This is a genomic window from Nocardia concava NBRC 100430 (assembly GCF_000308815.1).
GTDB classification, from domain to species: domain Bacteria; phylum Actinomycetota; class Actinomycetes; order Mycobacteriales; family Mycobacteriaceae; genus Nocardia; species Nocardia concava.
Window position 1 is genome coordinate 59,287 of sequence record NZ_BAFX01000042.1, and the last position, 12,007, is coordinate 71,293.

Genomic DNA, 12,007 nt, shown 5'->3' on the forward strand with positions numbered 1-12,007 from the left:
ATGACGAGCGGGCTCAGCTTGCCTTACCTCGCCGGACAGCGGTAGGCGTAGCGCCCCACCAGCGTTGGCAGCAGCGTGTGAACACCGACTGCTCGGCCAGGCCCAGCAGCGAGGCCACCTGGCTCATGGGCATATCGGTGGTGGTCAGGTAGCGGCGGGCCTCCGCGCGGCGCACCTCGTCGAGAATGGCGGCGAAGGTCGTGCCCTCGGCGGCCAGCCGGCGCTGCAGGGTGCGTGGATGAATGGTGAGCAGCCGTGCCACGGCATCGATTTCGGGTGCGGTGGTGCCGAGCAGCTTCTGCAGCGTCGTGCGCACGCGCGGGGCGATGGCAGTGGCCACGCCGCCGGACTGCTCGGCCAGGAAGGCCATGGCCAGCCGATGCAGGTTCTCGTCGCCGCCCGAGAGCGGCCGGTTGGCCAGGCTGCTCGGCCCCCTGAGCACCGCCTCCGGACGCTCGATTCGCACTGGCGCGCCGAAGAATTCCTCGTACGCCCGGATCGGCGCCGCGGGCCGGTAGGGCAGTTCCACCGAGCGCAGGCCGTAGCGGTCCTCGGTGAGGCGCTGAATGGTCCTGTGCACGAAGGCCAATCCGAGATCGGTGCCCTGCACCGGCGTGGGCAGGCCGGGCGCGGTGACGCCGTAGCGCAGCGCGATCACGCCGCGATCGCCGTACGGGTCGGGTCCCATCGTCAGACTCAGCGAGCGGGCGTGCACGAACAGGTAGCGCGAGGTGCACTCCAGCACCTCGGCCAGGGTGGGGGAGTTGCGGATGGCCAGGGCCAGCGGGCCGAGCATGTCGAGGTCCTGCCGCGAGGCCATGCGCAGGCCCAGATCCGGGCAGTCGAGCCGATGGGCGGCCAGCTCGAGGACCGCGGCGACCGCCTGGTCGGGGACCAGCAGATCGTCGGTGTCGAGGGCGGCGACGGGCAGGCCGCAGGCCGTGACCAGCTCCTCGGCATCGCCGCCGAGTTCGGCCACGGTCGCGCGGAATCCGCGCAGGCCCGCGGATCTGATCACCGACATGTCGTCCAGGATCAAATACTTGTCGCGCGGAGTCAAGAAACCTCCTGCCGGGCACAACAGACTGGAGGTCATGAACGCCGCGCCTGCCCCCGCCGAACACCTCGACGTCGTCATCGTCGGAGCCGGGCTCTCCGGCATCGGCGCGGCGTACCGACTGCAGACCGAACAGCCCGGCCGCAGCTACGCCGTGCTCGAGGCGCGCGACGCGCTCGGCGGCACCTGGGATCTGTTCCGCTATCCGGGCATCCGCTCCGACAGCGATATGTTCACCCTCGGCTACCCGTTCAAGCCCTGGCGCGACGCCAAGTCCATCGCCGACGGGCCGTCCATCCTGCGCTACATCCAGGAGACCGCCAGCGAGAACGGCATCGACCGGCACATTCGGTTCGGCACCAAAGTCGTTGCCGCGCAGTGGGACAGCGCGGACTCGCGGTGGACGCTGACGCTGGAGCGCAAGACCGCCGACGGGGTCGAGACCAGCTCGCTCACCTGCGGGTTCCTCTACTCCTGCTCGGGCTATTACAACTACGACCACGGCCACGAGCCCGAATTCCCCGGCCTGTCCGACTTCGCCGGAACGGTTGTGCATCCGCAGTTCTGGCCCGAGGACCTGGATTACACGGGCAAGCGCGTGGTGGTCATCGGCAGCGGCGCGACCGCGGTCACCCTGGTCCCGGCCATGGCCGAGCAGGCCGAGCTCGTGACCATGTTGCAGCGCAGCCCCACCTGGATCTCCGCGGTCCCCGGCCGGGACAAGGTGGCGGACCGGATTCGCGAACTGCTGCCGCCGAATCTGGCGCACCGGATCATCCGCACCAAGAACATTCTGTTCAATATCGGCTTCTACCAGTACTGTCGCCGTCGGCCGGAGGCCGCGCGCAAGCTGCTCACCGGTCTGACCACGCGAATCCTGAAGGACGAGAACCTGGTCGCCGAGCACTTCACCCCCGACTACAACCCGTGGGATCAGCGCCTGTGCGCGGTGCCCAACGCCGACTTCTTCAAGGCCATGCGCAAGGGCAAGGCCGAGGTGGTCACCGATCACATCGAAACCTTTGTGCCCGAAGGCATTCGACTGAAGTCCGGCAAGGTGCTCGAGGCCGATGTCGTCATCACCGCCACCGGCCTGCAGTTGCTCGCCTTCGGCGGCGTCGACCTGATCGTCGACGGCACCCCGGTGAATTTGTCCGACCAATTCGTCTGGCAGGGCACCATGCTCACCGGCGTCCCCAACTTCGCCGTCTGCATCGGCTACACCAACGCCTCCTGGACCCTCCGCGCCGACCTCACCTCCCGCCTGGTCTGCAAGGTCCTCTCCTACATGGACCGCAACGGCTACACCGCCGTCGTCCCCCGGCCCGACCGCCCCCTCCAGGAACGCCCCCTCCTCGACCTCGCCTCCGGCTACATCCAGCGCTCCATCTCCGCCTTCCCCCGCCAGGGCGACCGCCACCCCTGGTCCGTCCGCCAGAACTACCTCCTCGACACCGCCACCACCATGCGCACCGACCTGAGCAAGACCTTGCGCCCGGTAGGTGCCGCCAAGGCCCTGCAACGGGTCTGAACCCGCCCAAGCCACGGTGATGCCGCAGATCCGGGCCTGTGAGGTCGCAGTCGCCGGCCCCTGCCTCGGTCGGGGCGATGCCCCGAACAGCGCTGGCTAGCATGGCGGGCATGATGGCGAAGCGGACATATGGCCCGGTACACGCGATTCGGGCGGCACTGACGGCCGTCTGCGCCGCGTTGTTCGGAGTGATCTCCGGGCTCGGCTCGGTCGCCTCCGCCGGACCGCCCGCGCCTGCGGCGCCCGTCGTGAGTGACCCTGCGCCGCTGGATATCTGGACTGTGCCTACTGCACCGGCGGAGTCGGCGACGCTGATCGTCGCCTACAGCTTCGGCAATCGCATTCCGGCGGGCGTGGATCCGGCGCGGACGGTCGGCGAACCAGGGCCGGTGAACGAGGCCCTCGCGGCTGCCGTCGTTGCCGCACGGGGTGATCGGAACATTCCTGTCTACGCGCAGACCGAGATCGCCGAGGTGCTGACGTCGCGGTACGCGATGCGCGATGTCGTCTCGATAGATCCGGAGCGCAATCCCGACGGCACGCTCGTCTATCTCTCCACCGACGGAGTGGCCGCTCAGATCGCCGCGCTGCGGGGTGCTGCGGTCGCGACCGATGGGGCGGCCGTGGTGGCCTTCAAGGACCACCAGTGGCGGGCCACGAAAACCACTGCCAAGCACGGTTTCCGGGCCTTCGCGCCCGAAGGCGTGGCAATGCCCGACCAGTACGACCCGCAGTCTGGCCAGACCTGGACCACCAGCCCGTTGCTCTACCTGCCCACCGACCTACTGGGACGCCTCGCCCTGCTGCGATAACGCGGCCTCGCCGTTCCGGCGCAGACGGTCGCGATCCTTCCCGGCGCGAGTGGATCTCGGTCGGACACAAAGCCGGAGGCTCCGCGAGGGGTGCAGAGTTCGCATCCTGCCTCGCCCGGAAGCCGCGTCGTGCCATGCTGTCGCGGCATTTCATGCTGGGAGTCGAGGGGAGTGTCTGTGGGGTCGGAGAATGGATTTCTGCTGCCCGCACCGCGGTTCGAGCCGCCGTTGGAGGCGTGTCCGGCGCGGGCGAGGGATCGGGGGCCAGAGGCGATCCCGGTTCGGTGCCGGAATCGGGTGGATCGGGGAGCGGTTTCGCGGGGTGCGGGGTCGGTGGGGTTGCGGCGGGTGGTGCGGTCTTCGCACGCTGTGAAAGTCCGGCACAGTGATGAGTACAACACTGCGGCAAGGGAATTCGCCGGGAAAGCACTGCGTTCCGCGCTCGAGGTGCTGGACGGGCGGCGGCCGGCGGGGCAGTTGGGGGCTTTTGCCGAGCCGGCGGTGGTGGCCGCGGTGCGCACGCTGGCCGGTGCGGGGCGGCTACCCGGGCGGGAACTCGGCAGCGCGACCCTCACCAGGGTCGATGTGATCATTGCCGAGCCCGGCCGGGCCGAAGTATGCGCGGGATACGACCGTGGCACGCGGCATTTCGCGCTCGCGGCGCGCATTGTCCGCGGTCGTTCCGGGTGGCGGTTGGCCGCATTCCGGGCATGCTGAAGACCGTCTGGTCTCTGCGGTAATAGCAGAATTGTCTGGTCGCCCCTAATTCGATTCGCGCCTGGTTTGAATCCTGCATCCCGCGGCATTAGCATTTCGGCGAATAGCGGCACCTCACACGTGGAAGGGCAGTCCATGGCGAAGAAAGTCACCGTAACTCTGGTTGACGACTACGACGGCGAATCGAAGGCCGACGAAACCGTCTTTTTCTCGATCGACGGGAACGACTACGAGATCGACCTGTCGAACAAGAACGCCGGCAAGCTGCGGGAGTCGCTCGAGCAGTGGACGGAGAAGGCCCGCAAGGTCGGTCGTTCCAAGCGCAAGGTGGCGGCCGGTCGTACCCGCCCGGCCGTCGACCGTGAAGAGAGCACCGCGATCCGGGAATGGGCGCGGGCGCAGGGCCACCAGGTTTCCTCGCGCGGCCGTATCCCCGCGGAGATCGTCGACGCTTACCAGCGCGCCAAGAATTAACCAGCGCTAATCGCGATGGAGAAATTCCGCGGGAGCCGATGGCCGGGAGCCATCGGCTCCTGACATTTCCGGCCTTTGGCTCGAACCGGATACGGCGTTGCGGCAATGACATTCCGCGCGCCCGTCCGCCGCGCCTCAGACGGCGCGCAACAGTGCGCTCGCCCGGTCGGGAAGTTCCGCGCGAATCCTTTCCAGCAGGCGTTCGGCACGGTCGCGATGCGCCGCGGCGGTGTCGGCGTCACCCCGGGCGGCGGCCAGTTCGGCCAGAATGGCGTCCATCGGACCGAACTCGGTCATTCCGGTCTCCAGTCCGATGAGCGTCCCGCCGTGCGGGGCCAGATATTCGTACAGCCGCTGAATTGCTGGAATGTCGCCGACTTCGATGGCCGCGACCGCGCGCAGTGCCGACATGAGCACCGGATAGATGCCCGCCGCAATCGGATCCGATTCCAGGTAGACCGCGCGCGCCCGTTCCCGCTGCCCCGTCCGCAGCAGCGCCAGCGTGTACGCGGGCGCGGCCGCCGCGGGCAATGCCGCATAGGCGGGTTCGAGCCGGTCCAGCAATCCGCCCAGTTCCCCGCGTGCCCACCCGACCGACAGCGCGCAGAACAACTCCGCCTCGGTGTGATTGGCCACGCCGGATTCCCGGGTGCGGGTGGTGAACCGGGCGTAGAGCCGTTCGGCCCGATCGATGTCGCCGCGCAGCAGCTCCATGGTCGCCGCGAAACAGGCGACCATATCCAGCAGCGGCCGCAGCTGTCCCTCGTCGGCGAACTCCACCGCCGCGGCCACCCGCCGCTCCGCCTCCCGCAGATCGGCCCGCGCCACCGCGGCCCGATATCCCAGATAATGCGCGAGCGCCCGATACTCGGCCAGTCCGGCCGCCGTGGCCACCTCCTCCAGCTCGGCCACCAGTTCCGAGAACTCCGCGTCGTAGTCGAAGGCCAGATAGGCGACCGCATTGATGGCGGCGCACAGTAATTCGGGGTCCCCGGTCCGGCGCGCGACCTCGAGCGCCAGCAGCGCCAGGCGATGCCCGGTGGTGTATTCCACGAGACCGGTTTCGAAGGTCGCCGCCACCAGCAGCAGCACCAGATCGCCGTCGGCCGCAGCGGATTTCGTCACGAGCCCGGCATCGGTACCGCTCGTCATCCCGGCGTGCTTTTGGCCGGGATCCATGTGCGCGTGCTGGATTCCGGCCAAAACCGCGCCGGAATGACGGGGTGAGTCCGTGCCCGAGTGGCGGGGTTGATCGGCGAGGTGGGGGAGCGGGGCCGATCCGGCCGTCCCGTTCGCGAGCAGGGCCAGCAGTGACGGTTCGACGCCGTGCCGGGCCAGGGCGCGGGTGAGGGCGCGGCGCATGTGCTGATCGGGTTCTCGCCAATCGCGGATCGCCCAGATCACCGGGGCGCGCCAGCAGGTCAATGCCCGCACTACCAGGTCCGGATCGCCGAGTTGTTCGGCCAGACTCAGCGCCCGGTCGCGTTCGGCCCGCGCCTCCCGGTGCCGATTGTCGTAGGCCAGTGCCGTCACCAGCGCGCACTTGGTGCGCAGCAAGGCGATTCGGTCCGACACCGGTGCGTGATCGGCGTCGTGCCGGGCTAGCCGATGCAGCTCCACCGCCGACCGCAGCAGCCCGACACTGGCGCTGCGCATTCCGCGCCGGCTCCGCCGCTCGGCCGCCCGCTCCACGTATTCGATGGCCCGCGAGGCGGTTTCGGCGGTCGCGCCCCGCACGGCGTGCCGGGCCAGCACGTCCGGATCCCGCGCCACCGCCGAGAACTCCTCGGCCCGCCGCTCCAGCAATTCCAGTGCCGCCCAATGCATCCGGCCCCGGCGCAGCGGCGGGATGCTCAGGTACACGGCATCGCGGATGAGCGCGTGCGCGAACCGGATCCCCCCGCTGCTGCCCGAATCCACCAGCCCCACCGCCTCGGCCGCCGCCACCAGATCGATGACGGTGTCCTCACCCAGCCCCGCCGCCGCGCTCAGGATGGCCAGATCGACGCTCTCGCCCCAGATCGACAGCTGCCGCAGCACCTCGGTCACCCCGTCCGGTAGCTGCGCGATCCGATCCTCGATCAATTCCCGGATCGAATCCGGCACCGCGTCCAGCTTCCCGTGCGCGGCAAGCGCTTTCGCGACCTCCCGCACGAACAGCGGATTCCCGCCGGTCCGCCGGTGCAGCTGCTTCAGTGTCTCCGCGTCCAGTTCGTCGAGCCCCGCGGCCCGCGCCGTCCGCGCGGTTCCGTCGAGATCCAGCCCGCCGAGTTCCACCCACGCCGCCGTGTGCTGCGCCAACGCGGCGACCGTATTGTGCGCCCCCTGCGCCGCTTCCGACCGCCGCAGCGTCACCAGCACGAACACCGGCTCTTCCCGCAGCCAGTTGACCACCTGCCGCAACACCTGCAGGGTCGCGGCGTCCCCCCGCTGCACATCCTCCAGCAACAGCGCCACCGGCCCGGAACCCGTTGCCCGGCGGCACTTCTCGGCAATGACCCGGGCCAGCATGAAGGCATCGTCGGTCGCGGGCCGCGGCGACGCGTCCGGGTCGGTATCCAGTGCGGCGCGGATCTCCGACCAGGCCCACGCCATCGGCGCACCCTCGATTTCGGGGCAGCTGCCCGAGGCCACCGTCCAGCCGCCCGTCGCCAACGCGGAGAGCACGGCCCCGGCGAGCACGCTCTTGCCGATTCCGGCCTCGCCCGCCACCCAGGCCAGTCGCAGTTGCCCGCCGCGCGCCTCCTCCGCGGTCCGCAGCAGCTCGGACAGTTCGGCGGTGTAGCCGGTGCCGCAATGTGATTCGGCAGCGGTCACTTCACCGACCACCGCCGCGGCGCCCCGCGGTGGCGGCGCGTCCCCGGTGCCCGCCGACTCCTCTACGGGCTGAGCGGGTTCCGTCCGCGGTGCCGAGGAGGCCGGTTCCCGGTACGCGGGCGTGAGCGTGGCGGAATGATTGAGAATTGCTATTTCGAGTTGTCGCAGAGCCGGATTGGGGTCCACGCCGAATCGTCCGGCGAGGAATTCGCGGGACCGGCGGATTGTGGTGAGCGCCTCCAATTGCTGACCCAGTTGATATTGCGCCAGCGCGAGCAGCCGCACTATTTCCTCGCGCCCCGGATGGTCTTCGAAGATTTGGCGGAGTTTGCGCACGACTTCGCCGGCCCGGCCCAGTTCGAGTTCGGTGTGGGCATTGAGTTCCACGGCGGTGAGATGGAGGTCGGTGAGCCGGTCGGCCTCGGCGGTGGCCCAGTCGGCGTCGGCGAAGGCCTCCAGGGCGGGCCCGTGCCAGAGTGCGAGGGCGGTTTCGAGCAGGGCATTGCGCTCGGTCGGGTCGGTGCGGATCTCGCGATTGCCGACAAGTTCCCGGTAGGTCCGCAGTTGTTGTTCGAAATGCCATGCGTCGACGGCGTTCTCGGGAATCGCCAGCGCATATCCGGACAATTTGGACACGATGAAACGGGAGGGCGCGCGGCGGGCGCGCTGTGGCTCGAACAGTCGCCGCAGATTGTGGATGTGCACCTGCAGCACCGCGGCCGCCTTGGGCGGCGGATGTCCCGCCCACAGGTCGTCGATCAGCCGTTCGGTGCTCACGACCTGGCCGCGGGCCACGACGAGACGGCCCAGCACGGCGCGTTGCATGGGAGTGCCCAAGGGGATGTCGCGGCCGTCGACCGACAGCTGCAGCGGGCCGAGAACTCTCAGCTCCGCGCCTGCCATCGGTATCCTCCTGCGACCGGAAGCGAACTGGTCGTTCGCCGCAAGAAGAGCACTATCCCGCAAAAACCTGAAGATGCCAAAAGGTTGCCGAATAGTTGTCGGATAGTTACGGTCGGCCGCGTCCATGAAGAAGACCGTGTGGTACGGAATTTTGTTGCTAATGCTAACAGTACGAATGTGTCACACAACCAGGCTGGAAGACGGCCGAAAGTCGGGGCGACGATACTTCTGACTGGAAGCAACCTGAGATAAGGGGATGGTTGGTGTGGTGAAGCGATTGGATACTCCCCGGGGAATGGGTGAGACCGGTACCGAGCCCCAGGACACCGGCATGTACGTCGACCGCGACGGCGATATCTGGGAGAAGCAGGAAGACGGCTGGCGCCTGATTCTGCAGCGCGGCGTGGAGGTCGATCCCATGTCGCTGTGGGATTGGACCGAGGGCCACGTCCGCGATTACGCGCCCTTCATGCCCGTCGTCGCGGCGATGCGCTGAATCTGTTTCGGCTACCGCCTATTTCGGCACCAGCGTGCCGCTGAGATGGTCGTAGGCCACCTGTGCGTGTAGCCGCACCCCGGTGACCAGGGTGCCGTCGTCGGCGTAGAAGTGCGGATTGTGGTTCATGAAGAGCCCGCGCCCGCCCGGAATCGGGAACGGCATTCCCGTCGCGGGATCGAGTTGCGCGTCCTGCACGCCCAGCGTCACGTACAGCCCGCCGTACTTGTTGACGAATTCCGAGACGTCGTCGTATCCGAGCGTCGGCGGAGTCGGCACCACCTTGTCGTCACCGGCCACCCGCCGGAAGGTGGGCAGCGCGGCGTCCATCCAGGCCTGCTCGTTGTGCACCGCGGGCACGTCCTGCAGGAATTCGATTGTGCCCGAACAGTTGTAGGCCTGCGCGGAGTTGACGGCCAGCGTCCGCAACCGCTGCTGCACCTCGGCCATATCGCTCTCCACCGAGCAGCGGATGGTGCCCCACAGCGTCACCGTCTGGCCGATGATATTGAACCGCCCGACGTCCTCGACGTGCCCGATGCTCACGGTGACCGGATCGAAGGCGCTGACCTGGCGGTAGATCTGCCCGACCCCGGTGAGGATCGCGCCCGCGGCGGGCATCGGGTCGATGCCCATCCACGGCGTGGACCCGTGCACCTGCTGCCCGGTGAGGGTGATCTTGACCAGGCAGGACGCCCCGAACTGATTGCCGACTCGATATCCGATGTAGCCCTTGGGAAATGGCGTCACGTGGAAACCGAAGGCCATGGTGGGCGCCGGATGGTCGAGGGCGCCCTCGGCGAGCATCTCGCTCGCGCCGCCCTTCTCCTCGACCGGCGGCCCCTCCTCGGCGGGTTGGAACACGAAAAGCACGGTGCCGGGCAGCTTTTCGCGCACCCCGGCGAGCACGGTGGCCGCGCCCATGAGCATCGAGGTGTGGCAGTCGTGCCCGCAGGCGTGCGAGACCGGGAACGGCCCGCCGGGATAGTTCTGATCCACCACGTGCGAGGCGAACGGCACCCCGCACAGGTCCGGCACCGGCAGCGCGTCGATGTCGGCGCGCAGCGCGATGACCCGCTCGCCCGGCTGCCCGCCGCGCAGCACGCCCACGACGCCGTGTCCGGCGATGCCGGTGCGAACCTCGTCCAGGCTCAGCGATTTCAGGTGATCGGTGATCAGGGCCGCGGTCTCGACCTCGCGGTTGGAGAGCTCGGGATGCTGGTGCAGATGCTGCCGCCACCGCACCACCTGCCCGGCCACCGCCGCCGCATCGGCGTCGAGTTCGTCGTAGATCGTGCTCATCAGGACTCCGTTCGATCGGAACTCCGCGGGCTGACAAGGGCCAATCGGATCCAAAACAAAGTCGTCACGGCCATTTGCCGTCCGCGCCGAGGCTACTACTGTGGAACGCGAGTTCGCCATCCGTTAGCTGACGCGTCGGCAGGCTCGTTCTCGAATAGCAGCGTGCCGAAGCGTCACCCCGAGCCTCGAGGTGACCATGACCCAGGGTTGGCCCAGTTCGATGGGTTCCTTCGACTCCTTCGACGACATCTTCAACCGCTTCTTCGGATCCGGAATGTCCCGCCAGCCCCCGGTGCAGCGCATCGACCTGAGCCGTTTGCTGAGCGAGAGCGCCAAACGGGTCGTCGACGAGGCCCGCCAGGCCGCGCACGACTGGGGCAGCACGGAGATCACGCCCGAACACCTGCTCTACGCGGCCGCGAACGTCGAACCGGCCAAGAGCATCATCGCCGAAATCGGCCGGGACCCAGAGCAACTGCGCAAGCAGATGCAGACCGCCGCGGGCAGCGGCGTCGGCGCGCACGGCGGCGATCACGCCCTGGCACTGAGCCCGGCCGCCAAGCTGGCCCTGCGCAATTCGCAGCGCAGCGCCGCCGAGGCGGGCAGCAGCTACATCGGGCCCGAGCACCTGCTGCTCGGCATCGCGAGCGTGCAGGACAGTCCGGCCGCCCAGGCGCTCTCGGGCACGAAGATGCCCGCCGCGACCCAGGCCGCCAAGGAACCCTCGGAAACCCCGACCCTCGACGAGTACGGCCGCGACCTCACCGCCGAGGCCCGCGCGGGCAAGGTGGATCCGGTGGTCGGGCGCGCCGAGGAAATCGAGCAGACCGTCGAGATCCTCTCGCGGCGGCGCAAGAACAATCCGGTGCTCATCGGTGACCCGGGCGTCGGCAAGACCGCGATCGTGGAGGGCTTGGCCCAGCGCATCGTCAACGGCGATGTCCCCGAGACGCTCGCCGACCGCCGCGTCATCGCCTTGGACGTGAGCTCGATGGTGGCGGGCAGCAAGTACCGCGGCGAATTCGAGGAGCGGCTGACCAAGGTGCTCGACGAAGTGCGCGCGCACTCCGACGAATTGGTGGTCTTCATCGACGAGCTGCACACCATCGTGGGCGCGGGCGGCGGTGGCGAGGGCTCCATGGACGCCGGCAATATGCTCAAGCCCGCGCTGGCCCGCGGCGAGCTGCACGCCATCGGCGCGACCACCATCGACGAGTACCGCAAGTACATCGAGAAGGACGCGGCGCTGGAGCGGCGCTTCCAGCCGGTCATGGTGTCGGAGCCGTCGGTGGCCGACACCATCGAGATCCTGCGCGGGCTCTCGGACGTGTACGAGGAACACCATCAAGTGCGGTACCTGGACGAAGCGCTGATCGCGGCGGCCGAGCTGTCGGACCGCTACATAACCGACCGGTTCATGCCGGACAAGGCCATCGACCTGGTGGACCAGGCGGGCGCGCGGGTGCGGCTGCGCGAGCGGACCCCCGACCCCAAGGTGCGGGAGCTGGAAGACAAACTGGCGCACCTGAATCGGGAGAAGGACGCCGCGGTCGCCGCGGAGGACTACGAGAAGGCCAACAAGATCAAGGCCGAGATCGCGAAGACCGAGAAGAAGACCGCCGACGAGGTGGACCGCACCTCGATCCCGACGGTCGAGATCACCGATATCGCCGAGGTGGTGTCGCGGCAGACCGGCATCCCGGTCGCCGATCTCACCACCGAGGAGCGGGCGAAACTGCTGAAGCTGGAACATGATCTGCATCAGCGGGTGGTCGGGCAGGAGGAGGCGATCGTCGCGGTCGCCGAGGCGGTGCGCCGCGCCCGCGCCGGGCTCAAGGATCCCAACCGGCCCGTCGGGTCGTTCCTGTTCCTCGGGCCCACCGGCGTCGGCAAGACCG

9 protein-coding genes are annotated in these 12,007 nt (G+C 68.6%); 6 read left to right on the forward strand and 3 right to left on the reverse strand.

What is annotated here, in order from left to right:
• Positions 1-13 precede the first annotated feature (13 nt).
• Entirely contained in the window at positions 14-1,060 is a 1,047-nt protein-coding gene (locus ON43_RS08050) for an AraC family transcriptional regulator (RefSeq protein WP_245568504.1), read from the reverse strand.
• Between the two features lie 34 nt (positions 1,061-1,094).
• Between ON43_RS08050 and ON43_RS08055 the strand changes: the two genes are divergently transcribed.
• The 4 genes from ON43_RS08055 (at position 1,095) to ON43_RS08070 (ending at position 4,591) form a co-directional block, all read left to right on the forward strand.
• Positions 1,095-2,588: a flavin-containing monooxygenase gene (locus ON43_RS08055; RefSeq protein ID WP_040805351.1), complete on the forward strand. Its 1,494-nt coding sequence runs from the start codon at positions 1,095-1,097 to the stop codon at positions 2,586-2,588.
• A gap of 113 nt (positions 2,589-2,701) precedes the next feature.
• Positions 2,702-3,400, forward strand: a complete 699-nt coding sequence (locus ON43_RS08060) for a hypothetical protein (protein WP_051178138.1) — start codon at positions 2,702-2,704, stop codon at positions 3,398-3,400.
• A 348-nt stretch (positions 3,401-3,748) separates the two neighbouring features.
• Positions 3,749-4,117 (forward strand): Rv3235 family protein, encoded by a 369-nt coding sequence (locus ON43_RS08065; protein WP_157513949.1) that lies wholly within the window; start codon positions 3,749-3,751, stop codon positions 4,115-4,117.
• Positions 4,118-4,252: 135 nt separating this feature from the next.
• Positions 4,253-4,591, forward strand: coding sequence for a histone-like nucleoid-structuring protein Lsr2 (locus tag ON43_RS08070; protein WP_040805355.1), 339 nt, complete (start codon positions 4,253-4,255; stop codon positions 4,589-4,591).
• Positions 4,592-4,726: 135 nt separating this feature from the next.
• On the opposite strand, the gene ON43_RS08075 is transcribed toward ON43_RS08070, so the two are convergent.
• Positions 4,727-8,311 carry an ATP-binding protein gene (locus ON43_RS08075; protein ID WP_051178124.1) on the reverse strand — a complete coding sequence of 1,195 codons (3,585 nt, stop codon included), beginning with the start codon at positions 8,309-8,311 and terminating at the stop codon, positions 4,727-4,729.
• A gap of 295 nt (positions 8,312-8,606) precedes the next feature.
• Here ON43_RS08075 and ON43_RS08080 point away from each other — a divergent pair, with 295 nt between their 5' ends.
• Complete coding sequence (locus ON43_RS08080) at positions 8,607-8,807, forward strand: hypothetical protein (RefSeq protein ID WP_040805357.1); 201 nt, start codon at positions 8,607-8,609, stop codon at positions 8,805-8,807.
• An 18-nt stretch (positions 8,808-8,825) separates the two neighbouring features.
• Here ON43_RS08080 and ON43_RS08085 read toward each other — a convergent pair whose 3' ends face one another.
• Positions 8,826-10,109: a M20 metallopeptidase family protein gene (locus ON43_RS08085; RefSeq protein WP_040805358.1), complete on the reverse strand. Its 1,284-nt coding sequence runs from the start codon at positions 10,107-10,109 to the stop codon at positions 8,826-8,828.
• Positions 10,110-10,305: 196 nt separating this feature from the next.
• Between ON43_RS08085 and ON43_RS08090 the strand changes: the two genes are divergently transcribed.
• Positions 10,306-12,007, forward strand: a 1,702-nt coding sequence (locus tag ON43_RS08090; protein ID WP_040805387.1) for a Clp protease N-terminal domain-containing protein, incomplete at its 3' end; no start/stop codon positions are given.

What these genes read in the sequence shown, in the direction of transcription:
- ON43_RS08070 (WP_040805355.1), top strand. Translation starts at nt 4,253, where the DNA reads ATGGCGAAGAAAGTCACCGTAACTCTGGTTGACGACTACGACGGCGAA.
- ON43_RS08055 (WP_040805351.1), top strand. Translation starts at nt 1,095, where the DNA reads ATGAACGCCGCGCCTGCCCCCGCCGAACACCTCGACGTCGTCATCGTC.
- ON43_RS08075 (WP_051178124.1), bottom strand. Translation starts at nt 8,311, where the DNA reads ATGGCAGGCGCGGAGCTGAGAGTTCTCGGCCCGCTGCAGCTGTCGGTC.
- ON43_RS08080 (WP_040805357.1), top strand. Translation starts at nt 8,607, where the DNA reads ATGGGTGAGACCGGTACCGAGCCCCAGGACACCGGCATGTACGTCGAC.
- ON43_RS08060 (WP_051178138.1), top strand. Translation starts at nt 2,702, where the DNA reads ATGGCGAAGCGGACATATGGCCCGGTACACGCGATTCGGGCGGCACTG.
- ON43_RS08085 (WP_040805358.1), bottom strand. Translation starts at nt 10,109, where the DNA reads ATGAGCACGATCTACGACGAACTCGACGCCGATGCGGCGGCGGTGGCC.